20 protein-coding genes and 1 pseudogene are annotated in these 18,875 nt (G+C 43.2%); 2 read left to right on the top strand and 19 right to left on the bottom strand.

The features are described 5' to 3' along the window. Together OKW21_RS21655 and OKW21_RS21650 are read left to right on the top strand one after the other, a co-directional pair. Nucleotides 1-222, top strand: coding sequence for a GDCCVxC domain-containing (seleno)protein (locus tag OKW21_RS21655; protein WP_277483359.1), 222 nt, complete (start codon nt 1-3; stop codon nt 220-222). Between the two features lie 31 nt (nt 223-253). Next, nucleotides 254-1,600, top strand: coding sequence for a dihydrolipoyl dehydrogenase family protein (locus tag OKW21_RS21650; RefSeq protein WP_277483356.1), 1,347 nt, complete (start codon nt 254-256; stop codon nt 1,598-1,600). A gap of 20 nt (nt 1,601-1,620) precedes the next feature. On the opposite strand, the gene OKW21_RS21645 is transcribed toward OKW21_RS21650, so the two are convergent. The 19 genes and pseudogenes from OKW21_RS21645 to OKW21_RS21555 all read right to left on the bottom strand — a co-directional run bounded on the left by OKW21_RS21645 (nt 1,621) and on the right by OKW21_RS21555 (nt 18,736). Next, entirely contained in the window at nt 1,621-1,899 is a 279-nt protein-coding gene (locus OKW21_RS21645) for a hypothetical protein (RefSeq protein ID WP_277483353.1), read from the bottom strand. Then, nucleotides 1,900-2,193 carry a recombinase family protein gene (locus OKW21_RS21640; RefSeq protein WP_277483351.1) on the bottom strand — a complete coding sequence of 98 codons (294 nt, stop codon included), beginning with the start codon at nt 2,191-2,193 and terminating at the stop codon, nt 1,900-1,902. A gap of 174 nt (nt 2,194-2,367) precedes the next feature. Then, entirely contained in the window at nt 2,368-2,607 is a 240-nt protein-coding gene (locus OKW21_RS21635; RefSeq protein ID WP_277483348.1) for a hypothetical protein, read from the bottom strand. Between the two features lie 1,230 nt (nt 2,608-3,837). Beyond that, entirely contained in the window at nt 3,838-5,202 is a 1,365-nt protein-coding gene (locus OKW21_RS21630; RefSeq protein ID WP_277483345.1) for an NADH-quinone oxidoreductase subunit N, read from the bottom strand. Beyond that, complete coding sequence (locus OKW21_RS21625; RefSeq protein WP_277483342.1) at nt 5,199-6,677, bottom strand: complex I subunit 4 family protein; 1,479 nt, start codon at nt 6,675-6,677, stop codon at nt 5,199-5,201. Before OKW21_RS21625 ends, OKW21_RS21630 begins: the two co-directional genes overlap by 4 nt. Nucleotides 6,678-6,680: 3 nt before the next feature. Further along, nucleotides 6,681-8,567, bottom strand: coding sequence for an NADH-quinone oxidoreductase subunit 5 family protein (locus tag OKW21_RS21620; protein ID WP_277483340.1), 1,887 nt, complete (start codon nt 8,565-8,567; stop codon nt 6,681-6,683). A gap of 2 nt (nt 8,568-8,569) precedes the next feature. Beyond that, nucleotides 8,570-8,875 (bottom strand): NADH-quinone oxidoreductase subunit NuoK, encoded by a 306-nt coding sequence (gene nuoK / locus OKW21_RS21615; RefSeq protein WP_277483338.1) that lies wholly within the window; start codon nt 8,873-8,875, stop codon nt 8,570-8,572. A gap of 4 nt (nt 8,876-8,879) precedes the next feature. Further along, nucleotides 8,880-9,395: an NADH-quinone oxidoreductase subunit J family protein gene (locus OKW21_RS21610; protein ID WP_277483335.1), complete on the bottom strand. Its 516-nt coding sequence runs from the start codon at nt 9,393-9,395 to the stop codon at nt 8,880-8,882. Further along, nucleotides 9,392-10,294: a complex I subunit 1 family protein gene (locus OKW21_RS21605; RefSeq protein WP_277483332.1), complete on the bottom strand. Its 903-nt coding sequence runs from the start codon at nt 10,292-10,294 to the stop codon at nt 9,392-9,394. The genes OKW21_RS21610 and OKW21_RS21605 overlap by 4 nt, the downstream gene beginning before the upstream one ends. A gap of 10 nt (nt 10,295-10,304) precedes the next feature. Continuing rightward, nucleotides 10,305-11,927 (bottom strand): NADH-quinone oxidoreductase subunit D-related protein, encoded by a 1,623-nt coding sequence (locus OKW21_RS21600; protein WP_277483330.1) that lies wholly within the window; start codon nt 11,925-11,927, stop codon nt 10,305-10,307. 6 nt (nt 11,928-11,933) lie between these two features. Next, nucleotides 11,934-12,296 carry an NADH-quinone oxidoreductase subunit A gene (locus tag OKW21_RS21595; RefSeq protein ID WP_277483328.1) on the bottom strand — a complete coding sequence of 121 codons (363 nt, stop codon included), beginning with the start codon at nt 12,294-12,296 and terminating at the stop codon, nt 11,934-11,936. A 176-nt stretch (nt 12,297-12,472) separates the two neighbouring features. Further along, nucleotides 12,473-12,796 carry a four-helix bundle copper-binding protein gene (locus OKW21_RS21590; RefSeq protein WP_277483323.1) on the bottom strand — a complete coding sequence of 108 codons (324 nt, stop codon included), beginning with the start codon at nt 12,794-12,796 and terminating at the stop codon, nt 12,473-12,475. Nucleotides 12,797-12,930: 134 nt separating this feature from the next. Beyond that, a pseudogene (locus OKW21_RS21585) lies at nt 12,931-13,797 on the bottom strand (MGH1-like glycoside hydrolase domain-containing protein); the annotation flags it as partial. A gap of 25 nt (nt 13,798-13,822) precedes the next feature. Next, nucleotides 13,823-14,218, bottom strand: a complete 396-nt coding sequence (locus OKW21_RS21580; protein WP_277483320.1) for a hypothetical protein — start codon at nt 14,216-14,218, stop codon at nt 13,823-13,825. Between the two features lies 1 nt (nt 14,219). Next, nucleotides 14,220-15,245 (bottom strand): potassium channel family protein, encoded by a 1,026-nt coding sequence (locus OKW21_RS21575; protein ID WP_277483317.1) that lies wholly within the window; start codon nt 15,243-15,245, stop codon nt 14,220-14,222. Continuing rightward, nucleotides 15,242-15,898: a class I SAM-dependent DNA methyltransferase gene (locus OKW21_RS21570; protein ID WP_277483314.1), complete on the bottom strand. Its 657-nt coding sequence runs from the start codon at nt 15,896-15,898 to the stop codon at nt 15,242-15,244. Before OKW21_RS21570 ends, OKW21_RS21575 begins: the two co-directional genes overlap by 4 nt. Before the next feature lie 75 nt (nt 15,899-15,973). Further along, nucleotides 15,974-17,509, bottom strand: coding sequence for a vitamin K epoxide reductase family protein (locus OKW21_RS21565; RefSeq protein WP_277483305.1), 1,536 nt, complete (start codon nt 17,507-17,509; stop codon nt 15,974-15,976). A 202-nt stretch (nt 17,510-17,711) separates the two neighbouring features. Continuing rightward, entirely contained in the window at nt 17,712-18,338 is a 627-nt protein-coding gene (locus OKW21_RS21560; protein ID WP_277483303.1) for a hypothetical protein, read from the bottom strand. Nucleotides 18,339-18,355: 17 nt separating this feature from the next. Next, a complete protein-coding gene (locus OKW21_RS21555) occupies nt 18,356-18,736 on the bottom strand; it encodes a hypothetical protein (RefSeq protein WP_277483300.1) in 381 nt (126 codons plus the stop codon). Nucleotides 18,737-18,875: the final 139 nt, after the last annotated feature.

Genomic DNA, 18,875 nt, shown 5'->3' with positions numbered 1-18,875 from the left:
ATGGAACAAGAGATTATCTTACAATCGACCCTTACCTGTCCCCACTGTGGGTATCAGAAAGAAGAAACGATGCCCACCGATGCTTGTCAGTATTTTTATGAGTGTGAAGCCTGCGGAAAAGTCGTGAAGCCCAAAGAGGGAGATTGCTGCGTGTATTGTTCTTATGGAACGGTTGCCTGCCCCCCTATACAGGAAGGCGGGAATACGGATTGTTGCCGTTAATTTTTTTTAATCTTTTAAAGGAACTTACCCTATGAAAACCTATGATGTAATGGTGATTGGTTCCGGTATGGCCGGAATGACGATTGCCCAAAAATGCGCCAGTAAAAATAAGCGTGTGGCCGTAACGGATTCCCGTCCTTACGGGGGCACCTGTGCCCTACGGGGCTGTGACCCCAAAAAGGTATTGTTAGGAGTCGCTGAAATTGTAGACTATGCCCAAAAGCTTTCGGGAAAGGGATTGTCGGGTGATCTTGGCATTCAGTGGGCGGAGCTGATGAAGTTCAAAGAAACCTTCACGGAGCCAGTGCCGGAAAACATAGAAAAGAATTACCGGAAGATGGGCATTGATACCTTTCATGCCCCGGCGCAATTCACGGGTGAACAAACCCTGCGAATTGGTGATCAAGAAGTACAGGCTGAAAAGTTCGTTATTTCTACGGGTGCCAAACCCTTAACGCTCAACATTCCGGGGGAAGAACATGCGCTGACCAGTACAGATTTTTTGAACCTCTCTGAGCTACCCGACGAAATCACATTTATCGGTGGGGGGTATATCGCCTTTGAGTTTGCCCACTTAGCAGTTATAGCCGGGGCGAAAGTGAACATTTTGCACCGGGGAGAATATCCTTTAGAGAATTTTGAACAAGGGATGGTTTCTGAGATTGTCAAAGCATCCAAAGATTTAGGTATCAATTTGTTATTAGAAACAGAAGCGCAGGAAATCACTCAGAGCGGACAAGGCTTCGTTGTACATGGCAGCAATTCGGAAGGAAAGGTGGCAGTACCATCTGGTTTAGTGATCAAAGCGGCTGGGCGGGTACCTGAGATAGATGCGCTTGATCTTGCCAAAGGTAACGTGGCATTTAGTAAAAAAGGCGTAGAGGTCAATGAGTATTTGCAAAGTGTATCCAATCCTCATGTCTATGCGGCAGGGGATACAGCCGATACGAGCGGGTTGCCTTTAACGCCGGTGGCCGTCATGGAAGGGCATATTGTTGCTAGCAACATTTTGCGAGGGAATACTAAAACCCCAGATTATAGAGAAATGCCAACCGTGGTTTTCACCATTCCGGCCATGGCCTCAGTGGGATTGACCGAAGAGCAGGCCCAACAGCAGGGTAAGAACTACAAGGTCAATAAAAATATCGTGCCTAATTGGTATAATGCCCGGCGTTTGAACGAAAAGACCTATGCGTTTAAAACAATCGTAGATCAAGACAACGACACGCTCTTAGGGGCGCATCTGGTGGGGCCACAAGTGGAGGAAGTCATCAATTTGTTTGCGATGGTTATCAAAGCAAAGATGACCACGAAGGATGTAAAAAACATGGTCTATGCTTATCCCACTTTTGCCTCCGATATTTCGCATATGGTGTAGCTTTTAGGCTGTTGTCAATGCTAAATGACTTTGTCCAATTCCCGACCATCTATGAAGTTTTTAACAGTCACTCGGTGTACTCCAAAGATTCGTCCAACCGCACTGTAGATGAACTTTTTATCCAGGAGCTTTATTATTTGCTGCTCTTTACCAGTAAGTTTGGTTTCTTTTGACAGGCCACTCATAGGAAGGCCTAGTTTTTTACCTTCGCTTTTTTTTCGTGCTAAAGCCTCTTTGGTGCGTTGACTGATGAGTTGGCTTTCAATATCAGGTGATAAACTGAAGGCAAAAGCCAGCACTTAGGAATTGATGTTGTTGCCCAACTCATATTTCTCCTTCACTGTAAAAACTTTGATTTCTTTCTCCATACAGGTATGAAGGATACTCATGACTTCCATAAGGTTACGGCCTAGACGGGAAAGCTCAGAAACAATCAGTAAGTAAGCACTTTGCATCTTGTTCAAATAAGGACCCAATTTTCTTTGCTCTACTTTTTTGGAGCCACTGACAGTTTCCTCTATCCAGGTATCAATGGAAAGTTTTTTGACATCAGCATATTTAAGGATTTCATAGCGCTGATTGTCCGGGTGCATGAAACTTTTCTAAGTCAGGTTGCTATTCTGCCAAATTGAGCAATATTAATAACCTTTTGCCATTGATTGCTTTTTTTGGCAACCCGAAGTTGAGCGATCTGCTGAGCACCCGATTTAGACCATCTCTGTCCGGATCTTTTGAGTCTATGCTGGATTACCTCCCGATGAGCGGACTCAAGCGATAATTTCTTGTAAATGACTCGAGATACGAAAACCGTTAGGACATTGAGCCAAAGGATGTGCTTTGTCTATTACTACCTCTCCCCAGCTTGTCCTGATTTTTTTAGTTCTTGTCATATGCCGCTTCACCCATAGATGGCTGAAAAACCTCTTGTCCCAACTGCTGCCACAGTTCTGTAAAGCTCTTTTCGTATTGATATCCACTAGTCTGGTTTTCCTGTGCTTTTTTGCCATTGTTCCAGCCTCTGAGTAATCTTCTGGGTGAGTTCTTGAGGGTTCATAACGGTAAATTTTAAATGTTCTCTACTGAAGACACCTACAATTTAACGCATTCCATACCAGCTTTTAGAAAAGTTTCATGACCCTTAGGATATACAAAGGGTGTTATAAGAGTGACTTCCAGTAGCCTAGAGGGACTGAGCACGGTATTCAATGGATAGGGTCATGAATTCCTCCAAGGTCATTGTTTCTTTTCCATAATAGGGTAAAAGAAAAGCCTGGAGAGAATCAGGCCCCAGGCTCATCATGGTATAACTTACGAGATTGAATAATACTGTAAATAACGCAAGTATAGCGGACTTTTCATTACGCAGTTCTTGGGTAAACTTACCTGGTAAGAAAAAAGTAAGGTAGCCACAACGGAGTTGCCACAATGCGGCTGCTCTTCTTGGTCTTTGAGCTGTTGATAATGGTTATACAACACTGCAATACTACAAAGAAAGATTAGAGGAAAAGTTAAGGCAGGGTTACCATACTGTTATCAAAAGCAAAAGCCCGGCTCTTTATGCGATGGGATGCCGGGCTTTTATTTATTTATCGTCAGTTTTGAAATACCAAGTACGCTATTAGTGCGATAAAATACCGCTGCAAATGCGTGACAATATTACGGTGTAATGTATAGTAGATGGATGTAAAATCTTTGAAGTTACTTAATTACCGTTTATGTTAAGAAACTCAAGTATTATCAACGAATAACTTCAAACCTAACCTAAAAGTGTATGCTTGCTCTTCAAATACCTTATCTACTTTAATCTGCAATTATTATTGATGGGAGAGCCAGAACTCATTGTGTGAAGAAATGTAAAGAAATTCCAAGTGAAAAAGGAGTTGTTGTTCTCCATGATGCCAACCGTTGAAAATATCAAGATACTTTGGATTTGGATGAACATTCTGTGCAATTACTGATCATAAAAGCGGATATTATGGCATTTGGTTGGGGGACACTCTCCCCTAGAAAATGTTTTAGACATTAATTTTTATCATAAAGTTTGAGCTTTTCTTAATCTGCTTGCCGAGTTTATTTATTTAAACCTATACAAAAATAAAATAACACAATATGGAACAGTGTCAGAAGTATTTGAATTGATACCCTTTATGTACTAAAACCAAGTGTATTCCTCTCCGAAATTTTCCTCAAGCCGACAAAATATACTACTTTAGTAATGCTGATCATTTTCTGAAAGTTCACAAGAAGAACTGCATTCCAAGTCCTACTGCCACAGTAAAAAACAGACAACAGAGCCACACAAAAGACACTAACCGAGAATTTGTATGTTTATCGGAGGCATCCTGCTGAAAGTACATAGGCACAATGATGCGCAGATACACTGTCAAAGAGATTACGCTATTCAGGATAGCAGCAATGGCGAGCCAGGTAAACTGGCTGTCAATGGCTGCGCCAAACAACAGGAATTTACCGGCAAACCCTGCTAAGGGAGGAATACCTACCAGCGAAAACAAAAAGATGGTCATGGCTACGCCAGTCCAGGGAGATGATTTGCCAACTCCCTTGAAGTCTTCCATCTTATTACCATTGGCTAAGACAATGGCAAAAGCTCCGGTATTCATCACCGCATAGGCAATTCCAAAGATAACCAGCGACTGTTCTGCCAAGCTGCTTTGCTGCATGGCTACAACGCCTAACAAAAAATATCCTGCCTGGGCAACAGTAGAGTAAGCAAGCAGTCTGATGATATTTTGCTGCCACAGAGCCACCACATTACCAAATGTCATGGAGAGCACAGCAAGAATAGCAAGCATAAGAGGCCAGTCCAACAGTTCTGTCGGAATCTCACGAGCTACCTGAGCTAGTGCATAAATGGCACCTATTTTAGGTATCACAGAAAGAAAAGCTGCGATGGAAACGGGTGCTCCTTCAAAAGTATCCGGAGTCCAGAAATGAAAGGGAAAGATTGAGGCTGCATAGCTGATGCCTACCACTAGCGTTACCAACCCAAAAATCATTGGCAAAGGAGGCAAAGTTGAATCATTTAAAGCGGAAAGCAAAGTGCTGCCACTTATGCCAACCCAGTAAGTTAAGCCAAAGATCATAAGCGCCCCCGTCACTGATCCGTATACAAAGTATTTCATGGCGCCTTCGGTAGCCTTGTCGGTTTTGGGATAGGCAGCCAGGGCAAAACCGCTCAGGCTGTTCATCAGTATTCCTAGTACAATAAACATCACATCTCCGCTTCCTGCCAGTAAGAGAGAACCCAGCGTAGAAAATCCCAGCAGACTATAGACGGTTCCTTCACGGTCTGTGCCTCGGAGTTCTCTCCGAGCCAGCAAAGCGAAAAGAACAGAGGCAGGGCAGAGGATGATGACTGACCAGTGATTGAGCACATCTATCCTGAAAGTTTGGGAGAAAGCTGTAGTGTCTAACCCTAACCTACTAATGCTCAGACCGGCAGCAGCTAACATGCCAATCGCCAAAGCAAGGAGACTGCCCAAAGGTTTTCTGAACATTTCCCATATCAAAGCTACCACTGCGGTGAGCAGGACGATGATCTGGGGCATGATCAGGATTAAGTCTCTGGCCATCTGGCTCATATTCCAAGCATTTTTGTGGTTTCATGAATCACTGAGAGCAGAATTTCAGGAAAAAGACCAAGGGTCAAAATAGATAGTATTAGGGGGATAAGTGCCCATAGTTCATAAGCATGTAAATCATCCCGACTTGTTAGCCCTTCAGGCTTTTTGCCCATAAATACTTTTTGAATCGCCCTTAGGTAAAGCCCGGAGGTAATGAGCAGCCCGATGACGATAAAACCTACAGCTACGGGGTATACGCTAAATCCACCCAGAAAAATCTGAAACTCGGCTGGAAAGTGTGCCAGTCCGGGAAGACCAAGTGAGGCAAAAGAGGCTAGAATAAAAAGCCCACCCAGTACGGGGGCAGTATGGAGTAAGCCACTGATATTAGCCATTTCACGGGTTTGTACCCTATCCTGTAAAGACCCCACTAAGAGAAAAAGGGCTCCTGTCACTACGCCATGACTAACCATTTGCAGCACAGCACCATCCAATGCTTGTGTTCGGGCAGTGTTTCCTGCCACCGCCGCTACCGCCACTCCAAATACAAGATACCCCATGTGATTTACACTCGTATAAGCTACCATCCGCTTGATGTCTGTCTGTGCCAGGGCCACAAAAGCACCATAGAGTGCTGAAATAACTGCTATCACCATCACAAAGGGGGCAAATTCACGAAAGGCTTCGGGCATCATTTGTAGGGCGAAACGGATAAAGCCATATGCCCCCAACTTCAGTAAAACTCCGGCCAGGATAGCACTACCGGGAGCAGGGGCTTCAGTGTGGGCGGTAGGCAACCAGGTATGAAAAGGGAAAAGCGGTGTTTTGATGGCAAAAGCCAGGAAAAATCCCCAGAAAGTAAGCGCTGCCGCCAGTCCCTTAAGCACAGGTGCAGCTATAAACTCCCGCATGTCAAAAGTATGCGGATCAGCATGCAAGTATAGGGAGAGCAGCGCCAGTAGCAGGAAGAGGCTTCCTACCAAGGTATAAATAAAGAAGGTCAGGGCCGCTTTCTTGGCATGTTCATGTCCCCAGCCTGCGATGATGAAGTACATACCTACCAGCGTAATTTCAAAGAAAACATAAAAAAGGAGCAGGTCCAGCGATAAAAATACGCCCAGACAGGCAGTTTCCAGCAGTAATACCAGGGCTACATAGGTTTGAGCCTTTTCTTTGATCTTGGTGGAGAAAATAAGGGAGGTTAAGAACAGCAATGTGGTAAGTAACACCAGTGGAAAGCTGATGCCATCCACGCCCACCCGATAGGCTGCTCCCAGGGAAGGAATCCAGGTAAGCTCTTCCACTTGTGAAAAGCTACCTTCCACACCTCTGATCCATAACAGGATAGCGCTTAGCAATGAAAGTGCGGAAGAAGTGATCCCGATTCCATAGGCAGGTTTAGACTGATCAGGTTTGGTAAAAAGCACCACCAGTGCCCCGATAAGAGGGAGAAAGATGATGATAGAAAGTATAGGAAAAGAAAAATCTTCCATAGTTTATATCATTGAAAAAATGAGAATTATCATAAGTACCAACATGCCGCCTACTGACCACACCAGCTCTTTGTGCACCCTACCAGATTGGGTTTGTTTGCTGTACTTACCCAGTTCTTGAACTGATGAGGTAAGAGAAGCTATCCAGAGCTCTATGCCACTTTCTTCCAGCTTACGGGATAGGCCGCCCAATTTTAGGCTGAAGCTGCCGGCCTTGTTTGTGAGGTTGCTAAAGAACTGGTCAATCTCCTGGGTAAAGTGGGAGATAGTAGCAAAAGAAGTTCCTGCCTTAAGCACCGCAGCATGAATCACCTGATCAAGCCGGTCTGTCCAGAATGCTAATTTGAGAACAGGCTTTACAATGATAGACTGGTAACCCCCTGCCAATGGGTAGTGGCTGGCCAGAAAATTACTTGACTTCCCGAAAAGAGAGTGCATATGCAAAAACCAGCCTGCTGCCAAACCAGCAATTGCCACTGCTAATCCACTATATTTGGCTATTTCATTTTTAGGAATTTTGTATTCAGCAAATTTTACCAAAGGCTCCAGCCAGAATCCTCCGATAGCCACTACCAATACCAGCACGAGCAAACCCGCCCGCATCCAGTTAACCTTTTCAATAAAATGTTCATTCTTTTCGTGCTCAGGAGCATCTCCCCATAAAATTCGGATGGCTCTTCCCATATAGATGGCAGTAAAGAAAGCCCCGATAAGGGCTACCGGAAAATACCATCCGGTTACTGAGGCTTGAAGTCCTGCAGCTAGTATACCATCCTTGGACCAGTAGCCGATGAAAGGAGGAATACCTGCCAGGGCAATTCCAGCTATAGCAAAGGCGAAAAATGAAATTTTAAGTTTCTTCCCCAGACCGGCGATATCGGCAAAAGAAGTGGAATCTTTTGCATGCTGGTAAATGCCAGATCCAAGAAACAGGCTGCTTTTCATAAAAGCATGTGCCAGCAGGTGTGCAAAAGCAGCGCCAGGAAATCCGGCGCCTACCGCTAATAGCATGAACCCTAACTGACTGGATGTAGAGGCTGCCAGCATTTGTTTAACATCTCTTGAGACAATAGCTGTCATTCCGGTCAATAGGATGGTGATACCACCGACGAAGCCTATCCAGATGAGTGAACTTTCTGGCAACAGAGGATAAACTCTGAGCAACAGGATGGCTCCCGCAGCGACCATAGTGGCAGAGTGCAGAAGAGCAGATACAGGGGTAGGGCCGGCCATGGCTCCGGAAAGCCAACTCTGAAAAGGTACCTGGGCAGACTTTCCCATTACAGCCAGCAGTACGGCCAAAGCGCCTAGTATAGAAATTCCCTGTGTGGGTGTTGCCGAAATCTGACTAGTTTCCTGGTCGATAATGATAATAAAAATACCTATGTATAATCCCAGATCTGTGAAGCGGGTAAGTAAAAAAGCTTTATTGGCACTCTTTTGTGCATGCTTTTCCCAGTGCCAGGTGCCTATTAACAGATAGGAAGCAAAGCCCATGATTTCCCAGCCGGTGATGAACAAGATCCAGTCAGCGGCCATCACCAGCAGTTGCATGGCAGCCACAAACAAAGACATGCCTGCCCAGAACCACACTTTTCCTTTTTCTGCTGCCATATACCCTCTGGCGTAGAGGAAAATGAAGAAAACCACGACAGCGACTACCACCGCAAGTGTAGCAGAACTTTGGTCAGCTTCCAGCAGAAAAGGCATCTCAGGCAAACCGGCTATTTCTACTTTGACCCTACTATCGCCCTTTACCCTGAATACCAGCAGGAAGGCTGCCACCAGACTTAGTAGTGCACCTGTCAAAGCGATTACATCTGCTTTTCTTTTGAACAGGTAGATGCCTATGCAGGCGATGAAGGGAGTTAAAACTAGTGTTGCTATCATAGCTATCCTTTTAAGTCGCTGGCTTCCTCAGATTCTATTGAACCCTTAGTACGAAATCGCTGGGTGGCAATCCCAAATCCTACCGCTGCTTCCAGGGCCATGACAGTCATCACCACCAGCACAAACATTTGTAGGGAGAAGGTTTCAGGATGCAGGAATCGCCAGAAAGCCACCAGATTGAGCATGCTTGCTCCCAGCATCAGTTCTACACCCATCATGATCATGACCAGGTTGGTCTGCCCCAAGGCTCCGTATAGACCTATGCCAAACAATATGGCACTTATAATTAATGTAATGCTTAGTTCCATAGTCCTACAATTGATTATTTTTGTAAGGCAAAGCGGTGGCTGTGGCAGCAATCATAGCGACCAATATGCTTACTCCGGCTGATTCAAAAATCATCATTGACCTCTTCATAACTTCAATGCCCAAATCGTGATTCTGCTTTGAAGGCAAGGGAGCTTCCAAAGCCATTCCTCCCCAACTGGTCAGCATTGCTACCCCGATCGCAAATGCCCCTACCAATATGCCACCGCTGATGGAAGCTGATTTCTGATGGCTCATGTCCATGCCCATCAGGCCACCGGGGTCCATCATATACATCATCATAAAGATTGCCATGATGCTCATTTCCGTAGCCATCATCATGATTTGGAGTACGCCCAGAAACTCCGCTTCCATCGCAAAAAACATCGCACCGATGGCTACCATAGAAGCCAGCAGGGAAAGGGCAGAGCGTACCATAGAGCTGGTCATAAATACACGCCAGCCGAACCAGATAGCCACTAAGCCAAAAAATATCAGGAATATGAAACGTGTTTCATTCATAACAATAAAAGTATACCTACCCAAAGAATATTAAATAAAGCGGCCGGAGTGGCAAATTTCCAGCTCCATTCCAGCAGGCTATCGTATCGGATGCGTACGGCAAAGCGGCTGACCCCGAAAAAGCTAGCAGCTACTGCTAATGTTTTTAGAAAAGTCCAGAGATAATCCGGCAGCCAGGGGCCATACCAGCCGCCTAAAAAAAGTACATTAGTAGCCAAAGATAAGGTCATGATCAAAGCGAGCCTGCCTATGCGAAAAACCAATAAGCGTTCGGCTGTAAACTCAGCCCATACTCCCCCGGCTAAGGTTCCTGGAGCTGTAGGCAAGTCAAAAGGGGGTAGAAAGGCCATAGCCATTGCTGACAGATAGAACAACAAAAATCCCACTGGTTGATAGATGATGTTCCATAAACTTTGTTGGGAATTTACTATTTCAGTCAAAGCCATAGATTCAGCCCGCATCACCGTGGCGGTGATCGCCATCACGATAGGCATAGAGTACGCAATAAGTTGTCCCAGAAACCGCCATCCACCAATCATAGCATATACTCCGTTAGGTGCCCAGCCAGCCATCAATATAGATACCATAATGTAAGCCAGGGCTGCATTGATAAATAAAGCACCAGTAGCTAAATCTATTGCCGGGCTTCCTTTGCCAAAAGGTAATACCATAGCTGCCATCAAGGTAGCTACAATAAACAGCAGTGGGGCCGTTTCATAAAATACTTTATCCATTTTGCGAGGAGTAACAGATTCTTGTCCCAGTAGCGCCAAGGATCTTTTGAAAGGAGCCAGCAGGTCAAATCTGCCGTAGGTTATCCAACGTTCCATCACAGCCAGCAGGTATACACCTGCTACAAATAAAAATATGGTTGTTATCCAGTAAATAGTTTGGCTCATAGTGGTACATTTATAAATCTATTTCCCAGGGGGAAATGTCCAGGGAAGCTATGCCTATCAATGCATCACCCAATTCCTGGCCTTCTGCTACTTCCGGAATAAATGCCGCATGGGAGGCAGAAGGAGTGGTTAGATGAAATTTTTTTACTTGTCCTGCACTGATATGAACGCCCAGTTCGGCTATGCCTCTAGATGTCTCTACTCTTGCCCTACCTTCGCCCGAACTTTCATTATAGGGTATTGCCTTTTCATGTCCGGTGACAGATAGTTTTTCATTTGTTTGAATTAGCTTAAGACTTTGTTCCATCTCAGCCAACCTCATTAATAATCTTCCCCAGGCATTGTTGTGCTGACCTTGCAAGGGTGAAAAGGAAAAGTTCTCGTAAGTTTTATCCTGTATTCTGGCATCCTGGGGCATTCCTCCAGCTCTGGCAATGCTTCCGCTGGCATGGTGCAGTAGATTTTTAGGGATCATACCTACCGTTTTCAATCTCATTTTCAGATAGGGAGCTTTTCTAATTTGTTCTATGAGCTTTAGGATAGCCTGTTCATTATCCTTTCCTCTTTGATACTGCCGGTGTAAGTCTATAGCTTTCAAGTGCATGACAGGGCTACCTATTGTTTGACTGAAAACTGCCAGCCAGTTCAGGTGACTTAAAATTCTTTCCTTTTCCAGCAGAACAAGATCATTTATACCTTTCTGCTCATCATCTTCCATTTTTAAGGCGTTGGCAACCGCTTTTTCTGCCAGTATACGGAAGGCTACCGGGGCTAAAGGGTTGATCGTAGCAATATGTCCCACAAATGCCTTGGGTTCTGAGGGGAAAGTCTCCATCAAATTCCTGCACAGAAGCCCTTTTTCTATTTCTACCTGCATCACCGTATCACCATCCAGCATCATGGAAATACTTAAGCCTCCCGGAAATCCGGGGAAGAAAGGACCGAAATGGACGGGGTTCATTTCCATAGCCAGACCATCCATACTGCGAGGCATATCTTTGGTCATGGCTACCATAGACATGAAGCCTCCACCACCATGATTATGTCCGCCGCCCCCGTCATGCTGATGCTCATGCTCTTCATGCTCTCCTTGGTTTTGATGGCTCTCCTGAGGTTCTTTTTCCTCTCCATGCTCCCCATCCTGCTCTCCTTCATGTCCATGATGCATGTGGCCGTGGTCTTCATCTTTATCTTCTACCGCTTCTTTTATTTTTTCTGTAGCAAATGGCTCTGTCTCTTTTTTCCAGCCATGTTGGGTCAATAGCTTTTTGATTTCTTCCTGTAAGTTTTCTGCTTTTAAAGAAAGCTTTATATCCGGTTCTGGAAGAGGATGGGCTTTATCAAGTCCGGCAAATACCAATACTCTGGGCCGGGGAATTTGAGCATAAACCACAGCTGCCTTTTCTGCCAGCATTTCAGAAACAGGACCCACGAGAAGGAGCACATTGGCTTCACGGGGCGTAGCTGCTATGTTAATACCTCTTTTCTCGAGATGAAGGCCATAGCTCCTCAATACATCTGCCCCGGGCACAGGAAATACATATTGCTCATGAGCCATCGCTTTGGCAGCCCATCGCCTTAAAAAATTCCAAACGCCTTTTCTGGCACCGTATTTCATCGGGTGTTCCATCATCAAATGTTATTGGCGTTTTAAACCTCCCTGATTCCAGGTGTAAATCAATCCCAGAAATAAAATCATCAGAAATACACCCATGTCCAGCAGAGCCATAATGCCCAACTCCTTATACACTACTGCCCATGGGTACATATAAGCCATTTCCATATCAAAGGCCAGGAATAGTAGGGCGAAGCTATAATAATGGACATGATAGCGTCCCCAGGCAGGCTTGGGCGATAAGTTTCCACTTTCAGCAGGCACTTTCTTTCCTGGCTCTTCCAGCGTTTTTTCCAATGATTTTTTGATCAGGTAGATCATGCCTACCAAGCCGGTTGTAAATACCAGCATGCCAAATAGAATCAGGTACTGTATAAGTGGCGACATGGGTATAGGTTAAGCTTAGTGAAAAGTTTTAGTGCATCAAAACTTCTTTTTTACTTATCATGGGTTTTTCCTCCATCTCACAGGACAACACGCTAGCATGTTTTAAATTAAACAATCCCCATCACCCAAATCTAGAGCTATCTGGATAATGAGGTAGTTGTATTGATTGAAATAGATTAGCCTAAGAACTGTTTGCAAGCCTCTTCACAAGCCCGACAAGCTTCGGCGCACGCTTTGCAATGTTGAGCTTCATGCTTGTCACATTCATCAGCGCAAGCTTTACAGAGGGTTTGGCAAAAGCGAACTGCTTCTTTTGCATGACTACTTCCTCTGGCAACGAAATTAATCGCTACATGGCAAGAGTCTGCACAGTCATGGTCTGTACGGATACAGTCAGCCATTTTAGCAATATCATCTTCATTTAAACATTGGTCAGAACAGTACTCGCAGGCTGCGGCACACTCGGCTAATTTTTGGATAAAATCCTGATGTTGTCTCATGTTAAAAAATTATTAAATGGTAAAAAAGTTGATAAAAAATAGACTACTAATTTAAAGACTTGTTATTGATAAGCTGTATAAAATTATGGTTTTATGTTTAGAAATATTGATTTTATACAGACCTACGAGGTTAATTATTCTTTTCTTTTATATCCTTCTTCCATATTCATCATATCTATTATTAAGCCAGCCCATGTGAAATCATTTGCACCATAGCCTTCACCTGTAAAAGGGTGATAATACTCCCTGAAACCGCTTTTTTTGATCAGTTTTTGGATACTTTCTACCAAGCGGTGAGCTTCTTCTTTATGATTTTTTTCTAGTAAGAATTGGTGTATAAACCAGCTAAATAAAATCCAGGTAGGCCCTCTCCAGATATATAGGGACTCTGTAGGATTGAAAGAAGGATGGTTTTTAGACACTGAAGGAATTGGAAAGGGTACGTCAAATTCTGTTTTGTTTAAAAAATAAGTATCTATTACTTTTTCGCAAATTTCATCAGGCACACCTTTGATTACTACTGGAAAAAAAATTGTGGGAGTCAATATCCGGATTTTTGTATTTTCTCTGCCATATACATCATAAAAAGCTGCTGTATTGTCATCATACATAATACTGATCATACTTTGTATGTTTTGGCCAGCCCTGGATCTGAAGGTATCAACATCCGGATCATCAAGCTCCTGGCATAGCTCAGCTAATGCCCTTAGATTTTGAGCATAGATTGTATTGAATCCTGCATCTTTGACGATGAAATAATCTTTTTTGTAGATTGTTTCATTATTGTAGCGATGCCAGAAATTACGCACATCTACCCATATCACTCTCCAAAATAGCCTCCAGTCTGCTTTTTTCTGCGGAAAACCTACCACTACATCAAAAGTTGGTTTCCAATCTATTCCTGACTCAAAAGGAGAAATAATAGAGAGCAATCCATCGCCCTCAAAATCTCTATTAATAGCCAGCCAGTGATAATATTTCTTTAGTTTGGGCAGCATAAGTTCAAGAAATTCGCGATCGCCAGTGTCATGATAAACTTTCGCTACTGCCTGAGCTACTAAAAGGCTGGATTAAAGCACTCATATGGGTTTTGAACAACTTCCATTTCAGGCCGGGGTGAGACTGAAAGATATCGGTAAATCTACCGGGTGAGATGTTGTTCCAATAGTTCATATGGCCCACAAACCCATTTTCTTCCTGCAAAGCAAAGAGACTAACAAGGTGCTTTTTAGCCATATCATGCTCGCCTAAAGTAGTAAGGATGAAAATATGAAGGCATGTATCCCAAAAAAACTGATAAGGATATGTGTCCGGTGAAGGTTTGGTATAATGAAAATGAGTATTGGTTGACTTGGAATAACCAGTGACCATATTTTTATATATCACTTCACTGGCTTTCTTACGAATTTCATTTTCCGTCATTTTAATGCACTTTTTCTGAAGGGTAAATGTCTTTCCAATTCCATCCGCCATTTTGTAATAAACCGGAAAGCAACATTCTTCTTTGTTTTAAAGGATCATAATTATTTTTTATCTCATCCCCGGATATAGACGGTTTTATGGGCATTCCCTCTAATGAAGAAAGGTTGGGAAAATCCTGTTCACCATCAGTGGCTTGAATGAAAGGGCCTTTTAATGAAGCAAGATAAAAGTACAAGGCATCTCTCAAAGGATGTAGACCATCAGTAAGCCCTTGATTGGTTTTGTCAGGTTCACCAAATAATAAAACTATACTGAGTGCTTCATCCAGATTAGTGATATTGACAGCTATAGCATCTTTCTTCCGGCCTGTATGAAAAAAATGTAAAATCGGAAAGGCCATGTGATTCTGAACATGCCTGTTGATCTGCTGCTGAAGTTGAGGAACATAGTTGAGCAGCCGAGAGAAATCATTTCCATTCCAGGTCCTAAGCAATATTTGCTGGGGGGTGTTACCCAGGTTACTGATGGTGAGGCTCAGCGTTCGCTTGTTGATAATAGCAGAAGAAACAGAAATGATGTAGCTGATACCGGTGGTGATAAAAATGAAACCTGCAAACGAAAAAATAGCAGTAATGACCTGCCAAAATTCAGCTCCCGGTTTGAAGTCACCATTTCCCATGGTTGACAAAACATAACCGCTATAATAAAACTTATCAAGTAGGCTAGCTGATAGTCCTTTGCTAGAGGTGACTACGGAAATTTCTTCACTGACCAGCATGACAAACAAACCTATCCAGAGCAGCATAATCCACATGCTAAAAAGAAATAGCATGATGGTAATTCCAGAGAATTTCAATACGCTTCTGTTACTCCTCAGCTTGCTTACGTTTAGGAACAGGCTCCAAATAGCTTTAGTGACCTTATGCGTGATTATTCCAGCTCCATTGGAAGAAAGGGTAGTATAGAAAAAGTCATGTGCGGTTATCAATATGATGCATAAACCCACTAAAAATACGATTACATTCATTGGCATAGAATCTTTTTATCCGGAAATTTACTCTTTATGGGTAGCGCAAACCACAACGCCTTTCCAGAAAAAAGTAATCGTAAATTTTTCACTATTGATAATTTTAAAACCTGCTCTTCCAAGAATTTCTTGAATTTGATAGAGGCTATACACTTGATGAGCATGTTGTCTATGCGTTTGATAGCCCATTCAAAGTACTTTGCTAGAAATCCGCTCTTTATATAATCTAACAAAATCAACATACCGTCTTTTTGCAAGTGTGCTTTAAGATTGACCATCTCTGAATCAGGGTGCTGAAGATAATGGAAGACACTTGTAGATACTATGAGGTCATATTTATTCTCAAAGTTTTTCTGATTTTGCATTTTTACCTTATCTCTTAAGTACCCAGGGAGATGTTGAATTTTCTTCCTGGCCTGGTGTAACATTTCTTCTACAGGATCATAACCCGTAATATGATCCAGATTAGGATGTTTTTCCAATATCCTTCTGATTAGTTCCCCAGTACCACAGCCAAAATCAAGCATTGTTTTTCCTTCCAATGATTCAGGGAAATGCTGTATGGCTATTTCTAATGTATTGTCTGTATAGCTCTTCCATTTCTTATCATACGAGTCTGCTATATTTTTGTAGTAGTTGACTGACATTTTCATCAGATGTCTTTTGTGCTAAATAGCTGCAAGCTTCAGTATGATGATAAACAGAAAGCTTGCAGCTAAACACCAAAACTATTTTACATACTTATCCCATAGGCCATAGCTTTCTTTTTTAGGGCCTCGTGGTATAGCAAGTCCGGCTACTAGCAGCCCTGTAATCGCACTGCTTAGGTTTAATACAAAGTTACTATCCTGTAAAAACCAGGGGACTACAGCTACTAATAATCCTAACAAAATATTGAGATAACGCCCTCTTCTCACTACTTCTCCCATGCTTATCACCGATACCACTACTATTAGTGAACCTCCCAGATGGTTGATGTCGGCTGCCGAAGCTTCTATACTAACCCCAAATGCAGCGGGAGCAAACATCAGCCAAATGCCTAATAGCGTAGACACAGCGAGCGTCCAGGGAATGCTCATCCCCCAGATGGAGGCTTTGATTACTTTTCCGGGACTTTTCGAAAGCTCCATCAACTTAGGAGAACGTTCATCTTCATTGTGCTCGAACGGTTCTCCACCTTTCCAGAATACTTTCCAGAAATTGTCTCCTCTCCGTTTAGCCTGTACCATGTGCTGCCCCATCGCTATTACCTCATCAAACTCCAGCGGAATCATGGGCAGCATAATAGCTGCGGCCAGCAAGCAGGGTGTACACCAATACCCTACAATTACAGGCTGGGAAATCACCAGGAAGATATGTACAAGACCAAGGGGAATTACTAGAATACCAAATAGTGCTACCATCCAGGGCATAGTGCGCCAGCGGGAAGGGCTTCCCATCCAACCCATCAGAAATTCAAAAGTATAAGCCAGGGCTCCAAGCATTCCATCAGACACCGGAAGGGAGTGGGACATATCAGAGTTGAGTACCAAACGGCTCCCTTCTCCAAAGAAAGGGTCCCATATCTGATCTATGTAACCCAATTGAAAAGCCCCTAGGTAGCGGGATACTATCCATCCGGCAAAGGCTAAGACAATCATGATCCAGCGCTGAGGCCAACTGGAAGGGTTATAGCTCCAACCCGAAGGTACTTTTGAACCCATCTTCATGTACATAATCATGTTGGGCATACCGGGTATCAGGATGGTCAGGGCAATAATCAGCGCACCTACCAGCGTATCGTTGTAGTAGGCCACCGCAGTTGGTGCCCAGAACAACACCGGCGCTATGTTGAGCCATACACCAATAAAGCAGCATATCCAAAGACTCACAGGCCGGTTGGGTGTCAGCGACCGCCAACCGAAGAAGATCAGCAGCAGCCCACTGATGATATCGCTCCATTTGAGTACAGTAATTCTTTGGGATAATGAAAGCCAAACTTCCCGACCCCCACTAGGTTCTACTGTTCCTATCCCATAGCTAAAAGTCAAGGGTGACAAAACCAGCCAGAAGCCTAAAAGCACAAGCATCCAATAGATCCATAAAGTTTGCTGATGGTGCATGTGCAACATTTGCAGACGTTGTTGGTGATCCATCTTATGATGTTCATGGCCGCCCCCTTCATGGTCCTGATGGTCGTTGCTATTATTTTGATGCATATCCATAGGGCGGACCACACCGCGGGAACCCATGCCTGTAGAGTGCTTATCATCTTTGCTAGCCATAAAAAAGTTAGTTTATGTAAGGTTAAAAAATTAAATGCCTATTATAAGATAAACACTATTTCCTGATTTGCTTTATCATCCACATAATCAGCAAAACAAGTACGATAAATACCAAGATGCCAAATACCCACATCCAGATTCCACCTCCCAAGCCCATTCCGTTTTGATTCATCATTATTTATGAAATTTTTGTTTTAACATCTTATTGCTCGTATCCATCAGGTAAAGGAGTAGGTTCCATAGCCCGAGACATCCCCTGTTCCACAAATTCACTTACCGCCCGTTGGGCGTGTTGTTGTATCAGCTTTACTACCTGGGCATTATCGGAGGTTTCCAGTACAAATATGCCTTTTTCTGTATTTTCAATTTGCATCTCAATCTCATCAGCATGTTCAAAAATTTCCCTGAAAAGCGGGTCCATCTGCCGGATCGGGCGATTGTTCTCTACTCTTTCTTTCATTTGTCGTACATGCGTTTGTATCACAGGGACCAACTCAGGATCATTGGATTCTGTCCAGGTTTTGACGCCATTGTCCAGGGTTTCAACACGGCGTTGGATTTTCTCATGATTTGTTAACAGCTGATGAATGTTGCGCATATCACCCATCATACTCTCGCCCATCTCGCCAGACATCATGGCCTTTCGCATTTCTTCATCCCTCATTTCATTATTCCCCATCATCCCTTCCCCCATCATGTTTTCATGATCATCTCCCATCATTTCACTCTCTTTCTGCTCCTGCTCTTTTTCTGTTCCAACACAATTGGTTATGAGAAAGGTAAAACTAATAACTAAAGCAATGTAAGTAGCTGTATTTGAGAGTTTCATAGGCTAATATTTAATTGTTATACATAATTCAAAATAGTCTTAAATTGTCTTTTTCTCATGTCATTTTTTGGCATAGTAGCTTTTGGATCACTCATGCTTGCCAGAGCTGTTAGGTCAATTAATGTTATATCAATGAATTGCATGTTTACTACCTCTATGAGGATAACATTGCATGACGAAGGCGTTAAATCACTTATTTCAGATAATTTTGACTTATCTGCTGCCAATACAAGGGAGCGACCTACTTTCTCCTCAATTAACTGATAAAAGTATTCATCCAGAACATATTCATTAATGGTATCAAACTCTGCTTGTATAAGCCCATATTTGATGTTGCGTATCGCTTCATCAAAGTAAAGGTTATTGTATCTTTTGTTTATACAATGATTGTATTCCATAAAAATGCTTAGTTCAGCGTGATGGAATGGAATGGAATGGCTTCTTTATTGATGTCTAAAGCCATTATCTCAGAGCATAATAAAATAATAGTTACTTAATTGTTTGGTAAGTTGCTTCTAGAAATGTTCAGAATTCTGT

The sequence above is a fragment of the Catalinimonas alkaloidigena genome (assembly GCF_029504655.1).
Taxonomy (GTDB): domain Bacteria; phylum Bacteroidota; class Bacteroidia; order Cytophagales; family Cyclobacteriaceae; genus Catalinimonas; species Catalinimonas alkaloidigena.
This window is presented reverse-complemented; position numbering and strand designations above follow the sequence as displayed.

Excerpts from the sequence above, each read along its gene's own strand:
- OKW21_RS21630 (WP_277483345.1), bottom strand. The coding sequence starts at position 5,202 with ATGAGCCAGATGGCCAGAGACTTAATCCTGATCATGCCCCAGATCATC.
- OKW21_RS21625 (WP_277483342.1), bottom strand. The coding sequence starts at position 6,677 with ATGGAAGATTTTTCTTTTCCTATACTTTCTATCATCATCTTTCTCCCT.
- nuoK (WP_277483338.1), bottom strand. The coding sequence starts at position 8,875 with ATGGAACTAAGCATTACATTAATTATAAGTGCCATATTGTTTGGCATA.
- OKW21_RS21555 (WP_277483300.1), bottom strand. The coding sequence starts at position 18,736 with ATGGAATACAATCATTGTATAAACAAAAGATACAATAACCTTTACTTT.
- OKW21_RS21575 (WP_277483317.1), bottom strand. The coding sequence starts at position 15,245 with ATGAATGTAATCGTATTTTTAGTGGGTTTATGCATCATATTGATAACC.
- OKW21_RS21590 (WP_277483323.1), bottom strand. The coding sequence starts at position 12,796 with ATGAGACAACATCAGGATTTTATCCAAAAATTAGCCGAGTGTGCCGCA.
- OKW21_RS21655 (WP_277483359.1), top strand. The coding sequence starts at position 1 with ATGGAACAAGAGATTATCTTACAATCGACCCTTACCTGTCCCCACTGT.
- OKW21_RS21605 (WP_277483332.1), bottom strand. The coding sequence starts at position 10,294 with ATGAGCCAAACTATTTACTGGATAACAACCATATTTTTATTTGTAGCA.
- OKW21_RS21570 (WP_277483314.1), bottom strand. The coding sequence starts at position 15,898 with ATGAAAATGTCAGTCAACTACTACAAAAATATAGCAGACTCGTATGAT.
- OKW21_RS21600 (WP_277483330.1), bottom strand. The coding sequence starts at position 11,927 with ATGATGGAACACCCGATGAAATACGGTGCCAGAAAAGGCGTTTGGAAT.
- OKW21_RS21565 (WP_277483305.1), bottom strand. The coding sequence starts at position 17,509 with ATGGCTAGCAAAGATGATAAGCACTCTACAGGCATGGGTTCCCGCGGT.
- OKW21_RS21560 (WP_277483303.1), bottom strand. The coding sequence starts at position 18,338 with ATGAAACTCTCAAATACAGCTACTTACATTGCTTTAGTTATTAGTTTT.
- OKW21_RS21580 (WP_277483320.1), bottom strand. The coding sequence starts at position 14,218 with ATGACGGAAAATGAAATTCGTAAGAAAGCCAGTGAAGTGATATATAAA.
- OKW21_RS21635 (WP_277483348.1), bottom strand. The coding sequence starts at position 2,607 with ATGGCAAAAAAGCACAGGAAAACCAGACTAGTGGATATCAATACGAAA.
- OKW21_RS21610 (WP_277483335.1), bottom strand. The coding sequence starts at position 9,395 with ATGAATGAAACACGTTTCATATTCCTGATATTTTTTGGCTTAGTGGCT.
- OKW21_RS21650 (WP_277483356.1), top strand. The coding sequence starts at position 254 with ATGAAAACCTATGATGTAATGGTGATTGGTTCCGGTATGGCCGGAATG.
- OKW21_RS21640 (WP_277483351.1), bottom strand. The coding sequence starts at position 2,193 with ATGCACCCGGACAATCAGCGCTATGAAATCCTTAAATATGCTGATGTC.
- OKW21_RS21620 (WP_277483340.1), bottom strand. The coding sequence starts at position 8,567 with ATGATAGCAACACTAGTTTTAACTCCCTTCATCGCCTGCATAGGCATC.
- OKW21_RS21595 (WP_277483328.1), bottom strand. The coding sequence starts at position 12,296 with ATGTCGCCACTTATACAGTACCTGATTCTATTTGGCATGCTGGTATTT.